The 14,992-nt window shown below is 74.7% G+C and carries 20 protein-coding genes; 12 read left to right on the top strand and 8 right to left on the bottom strand.

What is annotated here, in order from left to right:
- Positions 1 to 48: 48 nt before the first annotated feature.
- The 3 genes from ACI790_RS16140 (at position 49) to ACI790_RS16130 (ending at position 2,583) form a co-directional block, all read left to right on the top strand.
- Positions 49 to 573, top strand: a complete 525-nt coding sequence (locus tag ACI790_RS16140; RefSeq protein ID WP_456570801.1) for a hypothetical protein — start codon at positions 49 to 51, stop codon at positions 571 to 573.
- 116 nt (positions 574 to 689) lie between these two features.
- Positions 690 to 920, top strand: coding sequence for a hypothetical protein (locus tag ACI790_RS16135; RefSeq protein ID WP_456570800.1), 231 nt, complete (start codon positions 690 to 692; stop codon positions 918 to 920).
- 7 nt (positions 921 to 927) lie between these two features.
- On the top strand, positions 928 to 2,583 hold the full coding sequence (locus tag ACI790_RS16130) for an AMP-binding protein (protein WP_456570799.1): 1,656 nt from the start codon (positions 928 to 930) through the stop codon (positions 2,581 to 2,583).
- Here the strand turns inward: ACI790_RS16130 and ACI790_RS16125 are convergent.
- A complete protein-coding gene (locus ACI790_RS16125; RefSeq protein WP_456570798.1) occupies positions 2,580 to 2,888 on the bottom strand; it encodes a hypothetical protein in 309 nt (102 codons plus the stop codon). The two genes, ACI790_RS16130 and ACI790_RS16125, sit on opposite strands and share 4 nt — an antisense overlap.
- A gap of 50 nt (positions 2,889 to 2,938) precedes the next feature.
- The gene (locus ACI790_RS16120) at positions 2,939 to 3,706 is read right to left on the bottom strand and encodes an endonuclease/exonuclease/phosphatase family protein (protein WP_456570797.1); all 768 of its coding nucleotides are present in this window, start codon (positions 3,704 to 3,706) and stop codon (positions 2,939 to 2,941) included.
- Between the two features lie 77 nt (positions 3,707 to 3,783).
- On the opposite strand from ACI790_RS16120, the gene ACI790_RS16115 reads away from it, so the two are divergent.
- On the top strand, positions 3,784 to 4,350 hold the full coding sequence (locus tag ACI790_RS16115; RefSeq protein ID WP_456570796.1) for a hypothetical protein: 567 nt from the start codon (positions 3,784 to 3,786) through the stop codon (positions 4,348 to 4,350).
- Here the strand turns inward: ACI790_RS16115 and ACI790_RS16110 are convergent.
- Together ACI790_RS16110 and ACI790_RS16105 are read right to left on the bottom strand one after the other, a co-directional pair.
- A complete protein-coding gene (locus ACI790_RS16110; RefSeq protein WP_456570795.1) occupies positions 4,337 to 4,657 on the bottom strand; it encodes a DUF202 domain-containing protein in 321 nt (106 codons plus the stop codon). The two genes, ACI790_RS16115 and ACI790_RS16110, sit on opposite strands and share 14 nt — an antisense overlap.
- A complete protein-coding gene (locus ACI790_RS16105) occupies positions 4,654 to 5,013 on the bottom strand; it encodes a YidH family protein (RefSeq protein WP_456570794.1) in 360 nt (119 codons plus the stop codon). The genes ACI790_RS16110 and ACI790_RS16105 overlap by 4 nt, the downstream gene beginning before the upstream one ends.
- Positions 5,014 to 5,169: 156 nt before the next feature.
- On the opposite strand from ACI790_RS16105, the gene ACI790_RS16100 reads away from it, so the two are divergent.
- Positions 5,170 to 5,565: a cold-shock protein gene (locus ACI790_RS16100; RefSeq protein ID WP_456570793.1), complete on the top strand. Its 396-nt coding sequence runs from the start codon at positions 5,170 to 5,172 to the stop codon at positions 5,563 to 5,565.
- 10 nt (positions 5,566 to 5,575) lie between these two features.
- Here ACI790_RS16100 and ACI790_RS16095 read toward each other — a convergent pair whose 3' ends face one another.
- Both ACI790_RS16095 and ACI790_RS16090 read right to left on the bottom strand, forming a co-directional pair.
- Positions 5,576 to 6,040 (bottom strand): DUF2771 family protein, encoded by a 465-nt coding sequence (locus tag ACI790_RS16095; protein WP_456570792.1) that lies wholly within the window; start codon positions 6,038 to 6,040, stop codon positions 5,576 to 5,578.
- Complete coding sequence (locus ACI790_RS16090; protein ID WP_456570791.1) at positions 6,037 to 7,416, bottom strand: MFS transporter; 1,380 nt, start codon at positions 7,414 to 7,416, stop codon at positions 6,037 to 6,039. The genes ACI790_RS16095 and ACI790_RS16090 overlap by 4 nt, the downstream gene beginning before the upstream one ends.
- Positions 7,417 to 7,614: 198 nt before the next feature.
- Between ACI790_RS16090 and ACI790_RS16085 the strand changes: the two genes are divergently transcribed.
- Positions 7,615 to 8,427 (top strand): DUF3027 domain-containing protein, encoded by an 813-nt coding sequence (locus ACI790_RS16085; RefSeq protein ID WP_456570790.1) that lies wholly within the window; start codon positions 7,615 to 7,617, stop codon positions 8,425 to 8,427.
- Here ACI790_RS16085 and ACI790_RS16080 read toward each other — a convergent pair.
- Positions 8,417 to 8,656, bottom strand: coding sequence for a DUF2530 domain-containing protein (locus ACI790_RS16080; protein ID WP_456570789.1), 240 nt, complete (start codon positions 8,654 to 8,656; stop codon positions 8,417 to 8,419). The genes ACI790_RS16085 and ACI790_RS16080 overlap by 11 nt on opposite strands.
- A gap of 104 nt (positions 8,657 to 8,760) precedes the next feature.
- On the opposite strand from ACI790_RS16080, the gene ACI790_RS16075 reads away from it, so the two are divergent.
- Genes ACI790_RS16075 through thpR form a run of 5 tightly spaced genes read left to right on the top strand, consistent with a single transcriptional unit; the run spans position 8,761 to position 13,161 of the window.
- Positions 8,761 to 10,308 carry an NCS2 family permease gene (locus ACI790_RS16075; protein ID WP_456570788.1) on the top strand — a complete coding sequence of 516 codons (1,548 nt, stop codon included), beginning with the start codon at positions 8,761 to 8,763 and terminating at the stop codon, positions 10,306 to 10,308.
- 27 nt (positions 10,309 to 10,335) lie between these two features.
- Positions 10,336 to 10,770, top strand: a complete 435-nt coding sequence (locus ACI790_RS16070) for a MarR family winged helix-turn-helix transcriptional regulator (RefSeq protein ID WP_456570787.1) — start codon at positions 10,336 to 10,338, stop codon at positions 10,768 to 10,770.
- A complete protein-coding gene (locus tag ACI790_RS16065; RefSeq protein ID WP_456570786.1) occupies positions 10,767 to 12,152 on the top strand; it encodes an MFS transporter in 1,386 nt (461 codons plus the stop codon). Before ACI790_RS16070 ends, ACI790_RS16065 begins: the two co-directional genes overlap by 4 nt.
- 59 nt (positions 12,153 to 12,211) lie before the next feature.
- Positions 12,212 to 12,595 carry a hypothetical protein gene (locus ACI790_RS16060; RefSeq protein ID WP_456570785.1) on the top strand — a complete coding sequence of 128 codons (384 nt, stop codon included), beginning with the start codon at positions 12,212 to 12,214 and terminating at the stop codon, positions 12,593 to 12,595.
- Entirely contained in the window at positions 12,556 to 13,161 is a 606-nt protein-coding gene (gene thpR, locus ACI790_RS16055) for an RNA 2',3'-cyclic phosphodiesterase (RefSeq protein WP_456570842.1), read from the top strand. Before ACI790_RS16060 ends, thpR begins: the two co-directional genes overlap by 40 nt.
- A gap of 1 nt (position 13,162) precedes the next feature.
- On the opposite strand, the gene ACI790_RS16050 is transcribed toward thpR, so the two are convergent.
- Complete coding sequence (locus tag ACI790_RS16050; RefSeq protein WP_456570784.1) at positions 13,163 to 14,131, bottom strand: aldo/keto reductase; 969 nt, start codon at positions 14,129 to 14,131, stop codon at positions 13,163 to 13,165.
- Positions 14,132 to 14,158: 27 nt separating this feature from the next.
- Between ACI790_RS16050 and ACI790_RS16045 the strand changes: the two genes are divergently transcribed.
- Positions 14,159 to 14,992 carry a thioesterase family protein gene (locus tag ACI790_RS16045; RefSeq protein ID WP_456570783.1) on the top strand — a complete coding sequence of 278 codons (834 nt, stop codon included), beginning with the start codon at positions 14,159 to 14,161 and terminating at the stop codon, positions 14,990 to 14,992.

Below are 14,992 nucleotides of genomic sequence, written 5' to 3'. Positions count from 1 at the left end.
TCCACGCTACGTCCCCGATCGCGCCGGTGCTCCTGCCAGCATGGGTGCATGCACCCGGCGAGTGACGATCCGCAGACCCGGACGGCCCTCGCCGCCCACCAGGCCGGGGCCCTGCGCTGGCTCGGGGGCGGCGGGATCGCCGTCGTCCTGGGGGTCCTGCTCGCCGCCGCCGCGGTGATGGTGGCCGGGGAGAGCGGTCAGCGCCTGCCCGGGGCGGGGCTCGGCGTCGTCGTCCTGGTGGTCGGCGGGCTCGCCGCGGTGGCCGCCGGGGCCGGCGCCCTGGTGCGCACCCGGCGCTGGGAGCGGGCGCTGGCCTCGACCGCCTGGCGCACCGGCACGCTGCGGATCGCCGGCCCGGCGCTGCTGGCCTTCGAGCCCGCCGGGTACGACGAGCTGGCCGGCGAGCCGGTGCGGCTGCGGCTGCTGAGCACCGCCGCCTGGCGCACCCGGGCGGTGCAGGCCCTCGACGGCGGGATCGTGCAGGCCGCGCCCGTGGGCGGGGGGCGGTGGGTGCTCACCGCCGACGGCGCGGGCACCGTCTACGGCGCCCGCGAGGTCACCCGGTCCCGCTGAGCGCGACATCGGCCGCCCTCCCCGGGGCGGTGGCGTGCGCCCGGCGGGCGGCATCGGCGAAGATGAGGGGGAACGGTGCACCGCGCGGTGCACCCGGTACCGCACACGGAGGCGTCATGGCCAAGCGCAACGAGAAGCACGCGCACCTGGTGGAGCCCACCTGGGGCGAGTCGGAGGACGGCGGCCCGCCGCTGACCGAGCTCTCGGCCTCGGTCGCCGGTGGGCTCTCGCCGTTCGGGCAGGACCACGAGTTCCCGCTCCCGGCCGACCGGCTGCGCTACGCGCACCCGACCGACAAGCCCAACCGGGCGGGCGTGCAGACGCCCGAGGGCCGGCGTCGGCGGTGAGCGAGCGATGACCGCACCCGCGCTGCCGTCCTACAGCAGCGGAACCTCGACCACCCCCCTGCTCGGGGACACCATCGGGGCCAACCTCGATCGGACGGCGGCGCGGGTGGGTGACCACGAGGCGCTGGTCGAGTGCGCCTCCGGTCGCCGCTGGACCTATCCGCAGCTGGTCGCCGACGTCGACGCCTGCGCGCTCGGCCTGGACGCCCTCGGCGTGCGGAAGGGCGACCGGGTCGGCATCTGGGCGCCCAACTGCGCTGAGTGGGTCTTCGTCCAGTACGCGACGGCCAAGCTCGGCGCGATCCTGGTCAACATCAACCCGGCCTACCGCACGCACGAGCTCGCCTACGTGCTCAAGCAGGCCGGCATCTCCGTGCTGGTGAGCGCACCGGAGTTCAAGACCAGCGACTACCGCGCCATGGTCGGCGAGGTGCGCGGCGACTGCCCCGAGCTGCGCGAGGTGGTGTTCCTCGGCTCCCCGGAGTGGGAGCGGCTGATGGACACCGGCCGGGCGGGGGACCGCGGGCGCCTCGCCGAGCGGGCGGCCGAGCTGTCGGCCGACGACCCGATCAACATCCAGTACACCTCGGGGACGACGGGCTTCCCGAAGGGCGCCACGCTCACCCACCACAACCTGCTCAACAACGGCTTCTTCGTGGGCGAGGGCTGCGGCTACACCGAGGCCGACCGCGTCTGCATCCCGGTGCCCTACTACCACTGCTTCGGCATGGGGATGGGCAACCTCGGCGCCACCTCGCACGGCGCGACGATGGTGATCCCGGCGCCCGGCTTCGACCCCGCGCTGACCCTGCAGGCCGTCCAGGACGAGCGGTGCACCTCGCTGTACGGCGTCCCGACGATGTTCATCGCCGAGCTGGGCCTGCCGGACTTCGCCGGGTACGACCTCACCAGCCTGCGCACCGGCATCATGGCCGGCTCCCCGTGCCCGGTCGAGGTGATGAAGCGGGTGGTCAGCGAGATGGGCATGACCGAGGTGACCATCTGCTACGGCATGACCGAGACCTCACCGGTCTCCACGCAGACCGGCGCCGACGACGACCTCGAGCGCCGCACCGCCACCGTCGGCCGGGTGCACCCGCACCTGGAGGTGAAGGTCGTCGACCCGGCGACCGGGCTGACCGTGCCGCGCGGGACGCCGGGGGAGTTCTGCACCCGCGGCTACTCGGTGATGCTCGGCTACTGGAACGAGCCGGAGAAGACCGCCGAGGTCATCGACCGCGCCCGCTGGATGCACACCGGCGACCTCGCCGTCATGGACGAGGCCGGCTACCTCAACATCGTCGGCCGGATCAAGGACATGGTCATCCGCGGCGGGGAGAACGTGTACCCGCGGGAGATCGAGGAGTTCCTCTACACCCACCCCGACGTCGTCGACGCGCAGGTGATCGGCGTTCCCGACGAGCGCTACGGGGAGGAGCTGATGGCCTGGGTGCGGCTGCGCGAGGGGGCCGAGCCGCTCACCGCCGAGGCGCTGCGGGACTTCTGCGCCGGGAAGCTGGCCCACTACAAGGTGCCGCGGTACGTGAAGGTCGTCGACGAGTTCCCGATGACGGTCACCGGCAAGATCCGCAAGGTCGAGATGCGGCAGGTGTCGGTCGAGGAGCTGGGTCTGCAGGGGGCGGCGGAGCGCCGCTTCGCCTAGGCGTTCATCGACGACGACGGGGCCAGCCGGACGATCAGCTTCGACAGCAGGCTGCCCACGACCACCCAGATCAGCGCGGCCAGGGCGGCGTTGATCGCCTCGGCGACCTTCGGGTCCGACGGGGTGAACAGGTCCTCGGTGAACCAGCCGAACGAGTCGCGCCAGCCGGCCGCGAACTGCACCAGCCCGTTGGCCGGGTTCGCCTCGAAGAGCACGAACACCGCGTGCACCACGATGACCGCGGCGATCACCGCGAACACCACGCGCACGATGCCGGCGACGAGGGACAGGATCCGGGCGGTCATGCCGATCATGATCCACCCGGCGGCGGTGCTCCGCGACCCGCCCCTGCGGATCAGCCCGCGTCGACGGGGACGACGAGCGCCCGGTGGTCGGACAGCGGCAGCCGCACGGCCTCGGCCGGTCCGCTCGCGCGGAGGGCCCCGCGGACCAGGACGTGGTCCAGCTGCCGGGACGGCCGGGGCGCCGGGAAGGTGGCCGCCGAGGCGATCGGGGTCAGCCCGCTGTTCCGCGCGGCGGCGCGCTGCTGCATGTTGAGGTCGCCCATGAGCACCAGCGGCTCCCGGGTGCCCTGCAGTGAACGCACCAGCGTGCGCAGCTGGTGGCCGTTCCAGCGCGGGATGAACGACAGGTGGGTGTTGCAGACGGTGAACTGGCCGAAGGGGCCGTCCAGGACGGCGGCCACCGCAACCCGCGGCTCGTCCCGGGCCAGGAAGGGACGCCGCGACTGCGGGGACCACAACGGCACGCTGACCTGCAGCGGGGCCAGGCGCACCACCCGCCAGGAGACGACGGGGTAGCGCGACAGCAGCGAGATCCCGTAGCTGGCCGACCCCGGCTGCTCCTCGCCGGTGGCGGCCATCCAGGTGCCGCCCGGGGTGCCGGCGAGGGCGGCGACGAACTGCGAGTCCACCGCGCCCATCGCCTCGGCCGCGACGGCGGTCAGGTCCGCGCCCAGCGACCGGGGCTGGTCGCGGTCCACCTCCTGCAGGCCCAGGACGTCGACGTCCAGGCTCTTCACCGCCGCGGCCAGCCGGTCGACGTCGACCCGGCCGTCGTCGAGGGAGCGGCCGTGCAGGAGGTTGAAGGTCGCGATGCGCACCCGCCTCCTGTGCCCACCCGGTGCCGGATCTACCTCCCGCGCGCGTGCGCGCGCCGCGACCGGGTAGCGAGGGTCGCGTGGAGACCTCGCCCCGTGACCAGGTGCGCGACCTGCTGAAGCGGACCGCCGTCGCGCTCAAGGACGCCGAGGTGCCCTTCGCGCTCTGCGGGGGCTACGCCGCCTGGGTGCGGGGCGCCCCCGAGCCCGACCACGACGCCGACTTCGTGGTCCCGGCGGCCGAGGCAGAGCGGGCGGGCAAGGCGCTGGCCGACGCCGGCCTGCAGGTCGTGGACCCGGCGGAGGACTGGCTGCTCAAGGTGGTGCAGGACGAGGTCTTCGTCGACGTGGTGTGGCGGACGTGCGGCCGTCCCGCGGAACTCGACCTGGTGGAGCGGGCGGAGACGCTGCCGGTCCTCTCGGTCCAGATGCCGGTGCTCGACGCCACCGACGTCCTCGCCGCCAAGCTCATGGCCCTCGACGAGCACTACTGCGACTTCACCCGGCTGCTGCCGGTGGCCCGGGCGATGCGCGAGCAGGTGGACTGGCCGCGGGTGGCCCGCGAGGTGGCCGGCAACGACTTCGCCGTCGTCTTCCTGGTCCTGCTGGACCGGCTCGGCATCGCCCCCGGTGTCACCCCGGGATGACCACGGCGACGGCGGCGGCGAGCGCGGTGAGCGCCACGACGGCGGTCACCGCCCGGCCCGGCGCCGGCGCGGTCACCGCGCGGCCCCCGGCGACCCGGTCCTGCACCTGCCGGTAGCGCGCCGGGGCCAGGCCGCCCAGCACGGCCAGGCCCAGCAGGGCGGCCACCCCCGCGACCACGAGCAGCGCCGGGCGCCCGACCTCGAGCGCCCGGTGAGCGAGCAGCGCCGCGACGGCCAGCACGCCCAGGCCGGTGCGCTGCCAGGCCAGCGCGGTGCGCTCCGGCTGGGTCTCCATCGCCGCGGTCACCCGCGCATCACCTCGACGCCGACCAGCACGCCGACCACGACCACGACCGCGGCCACCGCGGCGGCCACCGCCGGGACGACGGAGCTCGACGGGAGCGCCCGCCCCGCCGCGATCGCCGTCTCGTTGGCCCGCCACCGGCGGTAGCCGGCCAGCGCGGTGCCCAGCCCGATCAGCACCAGGGCCAGGGAGACGGCGGCGCTGCCCCAGCGCACGCCCAGGTCGGGGGCGTAGGTGGCGACGGCGACCCCGCCGGCGACCAGGGCCAGGCCGGTGCGCAGCCAGGCCAGCAGCGTCCGCTCGTTGGCGAGGGTGAACCGGTAATCGGGGTGGTCGGGGCCGTCGGCGCGCTCGGGCACCGGCTCAGGGTAGGGACGGCGGGGCGGGCGCGCCGGAACGGGCAGGTCGGAGGAGCGTCGCGGCGGCTAACCTGTGCACCGGGTGGAGCGTGCCGCCCGTCGTCGTCCGGACCGGCCCGCGGGCCGCGCCACACCGAGGAACTGAGGGATCACACCGTGCCCACCGGCAGAGTGAAGTGGTTCAACGCGGAGAAGGGCTTCGGCTTCCTGTCCCGCGAGGACGGGCCCGACGTCTTCGTGCACAAGGACGCGCTCCCGGCCGGCACCAGCGACCTCAAGCCCGGCCAGCGGGTGGAGTTCGGCATCGTCGCCGGCCGCCGGGGCGACCAGGCGCTGCAGGTGCGCATCCTCGACCCGCTGCCCTCGGTGGCGGCCACCGTGGCCGCGAAGAACCGGAAGAAGCCCGACGAGCTGGTGCCGATCATCGAGGACCTGATCAAGCTGCTCGACGACGTCGGCGAGGGGTTGCGCCACGGCCGGCACCCCGACCGCGCGGAGGCCCGCAAGGTCGCGTCGGTGCTGCGCGCGGTCGCCGGCGACCTGGAGGGCTGACCCGGCTCGCTCAGCCCTGCAGGTCGCCGCCGGCGCGGAGGATGCCGATCGGCCAGGCGCCGGTGAACTCGCCGCAGTCGCCGCCCTTGTCCTCGACGACGACGAGGTAGAAGGCGGGCGGGACGACGTCCGAGGAGTTGATCTCCGCGAACGTCTCCGTGCCCGCCGGGACGTCGACCTCGCCGATCACCTGCTGCAGCGACTCGTCGAACACCTGCACCTGCCAGCCGCGCTCGGCGATCCGCTCGGGCACCGTCAGCGAGATGTCGGTGCCGGGGGAGACCTCGACGACCGGCGGCGTGGTCTCGTAGCGCTGCCCCTCGCCGTCCAGGCAGTACTGGGTCGGCCGGGCGGTCACGTCCTGGCTCCCGGCCTGCACCCGGACGTCGCCGGGGGTGTCGGGCTCGCCCGCGCAGGCGGCCAGCGAGCCGGCGGCGCAGAGGGCGAGCAGGGACGCGGTCGCGGGCCTTCTCACGTCCACGACGGTCCCACCGGGGTCGTCGGCGCGTCCGGGGACCCCGTGGCCGCGGCCGGCCGGCCGCTGCGGTAGAGGGTCCACAGGACCAGCCCGACGGCGAGCGCGAGCAGCGCGGCGGCCACGGTGAACCCGATCCAGCCGGTGGGCGGCAGCGCGATGCCCAGCGCCCCGCCGACCACCCAGGCCAGCTGCAGCATCGTCTCCGACCGGGCGAAGGCCGAGGCGCGCAGGCTCTCGGGCACCTCGCGCTGGATGATCGCGTCCAGGGACACCTTGCCCAGCGCGTTGGCGACGGCGGAGACGGCGGCCACCAGCACCGCCATGCCGTAGCTGTAGAACACCGCGGCCAGGACGGTGACGACCGCCGCGGCGGAGGCGGCCCAGAGCACCAGCCGGTCGGGGGCGGCGGTGTGCAGCCGGGAGCCGACCGCCGTCCCGGTGAAGCTGCCGGCGCCGGCCGCCACCGCGAGCGCGCCGAGGGCAGCCGTCGCCGCCCAGCCGTCGGCGAACGTCGCCTGCACCAGGAACGCCATGAAGATGGTGAGGAACCCACCGAGCCCGCGCAGGGCCGCGTTGGCCCGCAGCGCCAGCACCACGTGCGGCGGGACCCGGCGCCGCCGGCCGGGCAGCGGGATCTCCGTGGTGGTGAGCACGTCGGCCGGCTCCTCGCCGACGGGGACGTCGACGTGCGGGGGGAGCCGGACGGCGAGGACCGCGCCGGTGAGGAACACCGCGGCGGTCGCCCACAGCTCCCAGTCGAAGCCGATCAGCGTGGCCACCCCCGCGGCGAGCCCGCCGGCGATCCCGGCGGTCGCCAGCCCGAACACCGACAGGCGGGCGTTCGCCGACGTCAGCGACATCGCGCCGGGCAGCACCCGGGGGACCACCGCCGCCCGCAGCACGTTGTGCGCCTTGGAGAGCACCAGCACGCCGAGCGCCGCCGGGTACAGCCAGAAGTCGTCGAAGTGCGCGGCCATGACCAGGGCGAGGACCGCCCGGCCGCCCAGCGAGACGCCCATGGCCCACCGCCGCCCGCGCTGCAGCCGGTCCAGCGCCGGCCCGATGACCGGGGCGAGGAGGGCGAACGGGGCCATCGTCACCAGCAGGTAGAGCGCGACGTTGCCGCGCTGGGCGTCGGTCGTGGCGGCGAAGAACAGCGTTCCGGCCAGGGAGACGGCGATCATCGCGTCCCCGGCCATGTGCAGGGCGTTGACCCACAGCAGCTGGGTCAGGCCGCTCTCCCCGGCGCCGTCGGCGCGGCTGGCCGTCCGCACCCGCCGGGCCGCGGCGACGGTGAGCTCGCGGCTGCGGGCGGCGGCGACGCGGGTGACGGTGAGCTTGGTCGGGGTCGGGGGCGGGGTCGGCGACGGCATCGGCCGGGTCTGCGGCCGCGGGACGCCGAGCGGGGTCGTGTCGACGCGGTCGGGCCCGGGAGGCGCCGCCCGCCGGGACAGCCGCGCCCGCCGGGGAGTACCGGGCGGGCGGCGGGACGCGGGCACGAGCCCATGGTGCCGCACCGGCCCGGGAGTCCGGTCGGAGCCGGACGCCGGGTCGTCAGCCACAATGGGTCCGTGTCCGAGTCCTTCGCAGCAGTCCGGTCCGCATCCGCCGCGGTCGACCCGCTGACCGCCGCGATCGAGCCGGCCCGCGCGGCCGCCGTCGAGACGGCCGGCGACGCCGACGCGGTCGGCGAGCACCTGGGCGCCACGCCCGAGCCCGTCTCCGACGGGGAGTCCCCGGCCGAGCTGGGCGAGGTGCTCACCCACACCTTCGCCAGCCGGCTGCCCGGGTACGTCGGCTGGCACTGGGCGGTGACGATCGCGCGGGTCCCCGGCGAGGACCGGATCACCGTGGACGAGGTCGTGCTGCTGCCCGGTGACCAGGCGCTGCTGGCGCCGGCCTGGGTGCCGTGGCACGAGCGGCTGCGCCCGGGCGACCTGTCGGTCGGTGACGTCCTGCCGGCCACCGAGGACGACCACCGGCTGGCACCGGCGTACACGCTCGACGACGACTCCGCCGACGACCCCGAGGGTCGGGTGGTCGCCCGGGAGCTCGGCCTCGGCCGGGAACGGGTGATGTCCCGGGAGGGGCGGTCGGACGCGGTGGCCCGCTGGACGGCGGGGGAGTTCGGCCCGACGGCGCCGATGGCCCGGCAGGCGCCCGGCTCGTGCGCCACCTGCGGCTTCTACCTCCCGCTGGCCGGCTCGCTGCGGCAGATGCTCGGCGCCTGCGGCAACGCCTACGCGCCCGCCGACGGCCGGGTGGTCACCGCCGACTACGGCTGCGGGGCGCACAGCCAGGCCACGCTCGTCGTCGTGCAGGACACCGAGGTGGTCACCTCGGCCCGCTATGACACGTCGGAGTACGACGTCCTCAGCGACTGACCTCCGACTCGTCGCGGTCGCGCAGCTGGCCCTGCAGCTTCATCACGCCGAGGCCGAGCAGCGCCAGCCCGATCGCGGCCACGCAGGTCCAGGTCCACATCCGGTCCACCCGGTCGCCCAGGACGAGCAGGACGACGAGGGCCACCGCCCACAGCGCCGTCCCGGCCAGCACCACCCGGGCGGTGTCGACCTGCAGCGGCGGCGGAGCCTGCTTGAGTGGACCGGGCACGAGGGCACCCTAGAGTGCGGCGGGGTCACGGGTGAACACGCCCGCAACGGGCGTATGGCACGCTGTCGCCGCTCGTTGGCCACCGCACCGCCCGGAGAGTCCGCATGCCCCAGCAGTCCCGTCCCTCCGGTGGCGCCGGCGCCTCGGGTGGCCCGCTCTCCACCGGTGACACCCCTGCCGACGTCTCGGCGGGCACGCCGCCCACCGTCCCCCGCCGCAGCGAGGGCCCGCGGGTGCGCCCGAAGAACGGCATGGACCGGTACTTCGACATCAGCGCCCGCCGGTCGACCGTCGGCCGCGAGGTGCGCGGCGGGTTCACGACCTTCTTCACGATGGCCTACATCGTGGTGCTCAACCCGATCATCCTGTCCGGCGTCGACGTCGAGGGGAACGTGCTCCCGTTCGCCTCCGTGGCGGCCGTGACGGCGCTGGTGGCCGGTGCGATGACGCTGCTCATGGGCATCGTCGGGCGCTACCCGCTGGCCGTCGCCACGGGCCTGGGCATCAACGCGATCGTCGCCGTCTTCGCGGCCACCCAGCTGTCCTGGCCGGAGGTCATGGGCCTGGTCGTGCTCGAGGGCCTGCTGATCACCGTGCTGGTGCTCACCGGCTTCCGCAAGGCGGTGTTCGAGGCCATCCCGCCGCAGCTGAAGACGGCGATCGCGGTCGGCATCGGCTTCTTCCTCACCATCATCGGCCTGGCCGACGCGGGCGTCATCCGCACCGGCGCCCCGCTGATCAGCTTCGGCGTGAACGGCCAGCTGGCCGGGTGGCCGATCCTCGTCTTCGTCGTCGGCCTGCTGCTGACCGCGGTGCTCGTGGTCCGCAAGGTCCGGGGCGCGCTGCTCATCGGCATCGTCGCCTCGACGGTCCTCGCCATCGTCATCGAGGCGATCGCCGAGGTCGGCCCGCGCACCGGCGCGGACGGCAGCGAGGCCAACGCCCGCGGGTGGGCGCTGCAGGTGCCGGCCCTGCCCGACGACGTCGTGGGCGTGCCCGACCTGTCGATCATCGGCAACTTCTCGCTGTTCGGCGGCTTCGAGCGCATCGGCGTCGTCGCCGCGCTGCTCATCGTCTTCTCGATCATGATCGCGGACTTCTTCGACACCGTCGGCACCGTGACCGCCGTCGGTGCCGAGGCCGACCTGCTCGACGAGAACCGCAACCTGCCGCGCTCGCAGCCGGTGCTGCTGGTCGACTCGCTGGCCGCGGCGGCCGGTGGTGCGGCGAGCATCTCGTCGAACACCACCTACGTCGAGAGCACGGCCGGGGTGGCCGACGGCGCCCGCACCGGGCTGGCCAGCGTCGTCACCGGGGTGCTGTTCCTCGTCGCCACGCTGTTCACCCCGCTGGTGCAGGTGGTGCCCTCGGAGGCGGCCGCCCCGGCGCTGGTGATCGTCGGCGCGCTGATGATCAGCCAGATCAAGAACCTCACGTGGGACGACATGTCCCTGGTCATCCCGGCGTTCCTGACCATCGCCCTGATGCCGTTCACCTACTCGATCACCAACGGCATCGGCGCCGGGGTCATCAGCTTCGTGCTGCTGCGCCTGGTCGTCGGGCGGCGCCGGGACATCCACCCGCTCATGTGGGTGGTGGCCGCGCTGTTCTTCGTCTACTTCGCCCTCGAGCCGCTGCAGCAGCTGTTCTGAGCGACCTCCTGAGTTAGGCTAACTATCGTGAGCCGGACGACGCTCGACACCGCCGCGCTCGCGCACGAGCTGCGGCTGTCGGTGATGCGGTTCTCGCGGCGGCTGCGCAACCAGCGGGTGGACACCTCGGTGACCCTCACCCACCTGGCGGCGCTGTCGACGCTGAAGCGGCACGGCCCGATGAGCCCGGGGGAGCTGGCCGGCCACGAGCGGGTCCAGCCGCCGTCGATGACCCGCGTCGTCGTCGCGCTCGAGAACGCCGGGCTGGTCACCCGCACCCCGCACCCGACCGACGGGCGCCAGGTGATCATCGACCTGACGCCGGCCGCCGAGGAGATGCTCTCGGCCGAGGCCCGGGCGCGGGAGGCGTGGCTGGCCGGCCGGCTCCAGGAGCTGACCGCCGAGGAGCGGGCGGTGCTGCGCGAGGCGGCGGAGATCATGGACAAGCTCGCCAGTGGGTGACCTGCACGAGCACTGACCAGCGGACGCCGTCCGAGCAGGGCAACGGCATGTTCCGCGCCCTCCGGGTGCGTAACTTCCGGCGCTACGCCTCCGCCAACCTGCTGAGCCTCACCGGCACCTGGATGCAGCGCATCGGCCAGGACTGGCTGGTGCTGCAGCTCTCCGACGGCAGCGGCGTCGCCCTCGGCCTGATCACCGCGCTGCAGTTCGGGCCGTCGCTGCTGCTGAGCATGTACGGCGGCGTCCTCGCCGACCGCTATCCCAAGCGCCGCCTCCTGCTGATCAGCCAGGCGCTCATGGGGCTGCTGTCCCTGGTCCTCGCGACGCTGGTGGCCACCGGCGCGATCGAGCTCTGGCACGTCTTCGTGCTGGCCGGGGCGCTCGGCTCGGTGTCGGCGGTGGACGTGCCGGTGCGGCAGGCGTTCGTGTCCGAGATGGTGGGCCCGGGGCTGATCACCAACGCCGTCAGCCTCAACTCGACCATCTTCAACGGCGCCCGGCTGGTCGGGCCCGCGCTCGCCGGGCTGCTGATCGGGGCCGCGTCGGGGAACACCGCGCCGGCCTTCTTCGTCAACGCGGCCAGCTTCGCCTTCACCATCGTGGCGCTCGCCGGCATGCGCGCCGACGAGCTGCTGCCCAGCCCGCCGGTCGCCCGGGGCCGGGGCCAGCTGCGCGCGGGGCTCGCCTACACCCGGGCCCACCCGGACCTGCTGCTCGCGATGGGGCTCGCCTTCGTGATCGGCACGTTCGGCTTCAACTACCAGGTCACCATCGCGCTGATGGCCCGGGAGACGTTCGACCTCGGTGCCGAGGCGTTCGGCCTGCTGTCCACCTGCTTCGCCGTCGGCTCGCTCAGCGGCGCGCTGCTGTCCACCCGCCGCAGCGTCCGCCCCCGACAGCGGTTCCTCGTCGGCTCCGCGGTGGTGTTCGGGGCGTTCACCGTGCTCGCCGGGCTGATGCCGACGTACCTCGCCTTCGCCGTGCTGCTGGTGCCGACCGGTGCGGCGGCACTGGTCTTCAGCGTCGCCAACAACAGCTTCGTGCAGCTCGGTGTCGAGCCGCAGATGCGCGGGCGGGTCATGGCGCTGTACTTCATGTGCTTCATGGGCGGCACGCCGGTGGGCGCCCCGCTGGTCGGCTGGGTCTCCGAGCACTTCGGCGCGCCGTGGGGCCTCATCCTCGGCGGTGGGGTCTGCGTCGTCGCCGGTCTCGGGGCGGCCGCGCTGCTGGCCCGCCGCCGGTCGGTCCGCGTCCAGGTGGAGCGGGCGCCGCTGCGCGTCCGCCTCCGGGTCGGTCCGCAGCGCCCCGTCGTCCCCTCGCCGCAGCTGCGGGCCCAGGAGGAGAAGATGGCCGAGAAGGCGCCGGGGCAGCAGACGCTCTGAGCTTGCTCCGCGCGCGTACCGTCGGCTGCACCGGTTCCGCACCTGCGCGGGGGGTCACCATGGCCGCACTCATCCAGCTCATCGCGCTGCTCGCCGCGTTCGCCGGGCTGATCGCCCTCTTCGGCCCGCTGACCCGGCGGGTGGAGGCCTGGTCGGCCCGCCGCCACGCCGCGCGCCACCCCGTTCCCTCCGGCCGTTCGCTGCAGCGGGTGGCGGCCGATCTGCGCCGGCTCGGCCGGCAGGTGGCCGTCGTGCCCGCCGGGTCGCCGATGGTGCGCCGCCGCGCGGTGCAGGCCGCCTACGACGACGTGCTGCTCGAGGCCGCCGCGATGCTCGGCGAGCCGTCGGAGCTGGCCGGGCTGCGCGACGACCGGGCCCGCGAGATCGAGCGGCTCCGGTTGATCTGCGCCCTCCGCCGGGCCGGCCTGCAGGTGCCCGTCTGACCCCCGATGGCCCCGGGCGCCGGCTGTTCGTCGCCGTCGACCCGCCGGATGACGCCCGCCGCGACCTCGAGCGCGTGCTCGCCCCGCTGCGGGACGCCCCGGGGGCGCCGCGGTGGAGCCGCCCCGACCGATGGCACCTGACGCTGCTGTTCCTGGGCGGGGTGCCGGACGCCGTGGTGCCCGGCCTGGTGGCCGCCGTCGCGCCCGCCGTCGCCGCGACGCCGCCGATGACGCTGCGGCTGGCCGGGGGAGGGCGATTCGGCTCGCTGCGCCGTCCGCAGGTGGCCTGGACCGGGCTCGACGGCGACGTCGCCCCGCTGGTCGCGCTCGCCGGCCGGCTGGCCGCGGCCGCGCGCGGCCTCGGCCTGCCGGTGGAGGACCGCCCGTTCCGCCCGCATCTCACCCTCGGCCGGTGGCGGCCCGGCCGGCCGGCCGACGGCGCCCTGACCGACCGGCTGGCCGGCTACCGTGGGCCGGCGTGGCCGGTGACCGAGGTGCGGCTGGTCGAGAGCCGGCTGGGCCCCACGCCGCAGTACACGACCCTGGCCGCGTGGCCGGTCGGGTGACTCACCAGGCGTACTCCATCGGAGCGGCCCGGTAGCCGGGGAAGATCTCGTCGAGCCGGCCCAGCGCGGCGTCGTCCAGCCGCACCTCCAGGGCCCGCAGCGCCCCCTTGAACTGGTCCATGGTGCGCGGGCCGACGATCGGTGCGGTGACCGCGGGCTGGTGCAGCAGCCAGGCCAGGCCGACGTCGGCCGGCGCGTGCCCCAGCTCCCGGCAGAGGGCCTCGTAGGCCTCGAGCGCCGGCCGGTGCTTCTCCACCCGCTTCCGCGTGCGCTCGTCGTCGCGCCGCCCGCCCTCGATCCTCTCCAGGACGCCGGCCAGCAGCCCGCCGGCCAGCGGGCTCCACGGCAGGATGCCGACGCCGAGGTGCTGCGCGGCCGGCAGCACCTCCAGCTCCACGTGCCGGGTGAGCAGGTTGTAGTGCGACTGCTCGCTGACCAGGCCGGTGGAGTGCCGGCGCTCCGCCACCGCGTTGGCGCGGGTGATCTGCCAGGCGGCGTGGTTGGACGAGCCGACGTAGAGCACCTTGCCCTGGGCGACCAGCGTCTCGCAGGCCTGCCAGATCTCCTCCCACGGCGTGCGCAGGTCGACGTGGTGGAACTGGTAGAGGTCGATCCAGTCGGTCCGCATCCGGCGCAGCGAGCCCTCGCAGGCGCGGACGATGTTGCGGGCGGAGAGGAACGTGTCGTTGGGCCAGTCCGACATCCCGCCGTAGACCTTGGTGGCCAGCACCGTCTTCTCCCGGCGTCCCTCGCCCCGGGCGAACCAGCTGCCCAGCACCTCCTCGGTGCGGCCCTTGCCGGCGTCGAAGCCGTAGACGTTCGCGGTGTCGAAGAAGTTCACGCCCTCGGCCAGCGCCCGGTCCATGACCGCGTGCGAGTCGTCCTCCCCGGTCCTCCAGCCGAAGTTCATGGTCCCCAGGCAGAGCCGGGAGACGGACAGGCCGCTGCGACCCAGGTGCGTGTACTCCACGACAGGCACCCTGGCACTCTGGGGCACGTGCCGCAGGTTGATCCCCCCACCACCGCCGACTCCGAGTTCGACCGCGCGACGACGGTCCACCGCGCCGAGGCAGGTGGCTACGTCGCCGACCTCCAGCCGGGCTGGGACGTGGGCAGCGGAATCCTCAACGGCGGCTACCTGCTCGCCGTCGCGGCGCGGGCGGCCGTGGCCGACAGCCCGCACCCGGACCCGGTCGCGGTGTCGGCCAGCTACCTGCGCGCGACGCCTCCTGGCCCGGCGACGCTGGCCGTCACGCCGGGACCGGCGGGGCGCACCCTCGCGCACACCGGCGTCGTCCTCAGCGGCGCCGAAGGTCCCACGCTCACGGTGCAGGTGACGACGGCGACGCTGTCCGACGACGTCCCGGTGCACTCCGCGCCCGGGCCGGAGGTACCGCCGGTCGAGCAGTGCCTCGCAGCGCAGCCGGGCGCCGACATGGGCGGACATCCTGTGCCCGCGGTGGGCTTGCGGCATCGGGTGGAGACCCGCCTGGACCCGGCGACCGCCGGGTGGGCGCTCGGCCGTCCGTCGGGTGAGCCGGTCATGCGCGCCTGGCTGCGGCTCGCCGACGGCCGGGACCCCGACCCGCTTGCGCTGCTGCTCTTCGCCGACGTGCTTCCCCCGACGAGCTGGTCGATGGGGTTGATGGGCTGGGCGCCGACTGTCCAGCTCCAGGTGCTGGTGCGCGCGCTCCCGGCGCCGGGGTGGTGCCTGGCCGAAGCGCGGGCCAACGAGATCGCCGGTGGCTGGCTCGACGAGGAGTACCGGATCTGGGACTCCACAGGGCGGCTGGTCGCGCAGAGCCGTCAGCTGGCCCGCGCCCCCCGCTGA

The organism is Blastococcus sp. SYSU DS0539 (genome assembly GCF_054050855.1).
Note: the sequence above shows the minus strand (reverse complement) of the source record. Positions and strands in the feature narration are given on the sequence as shown.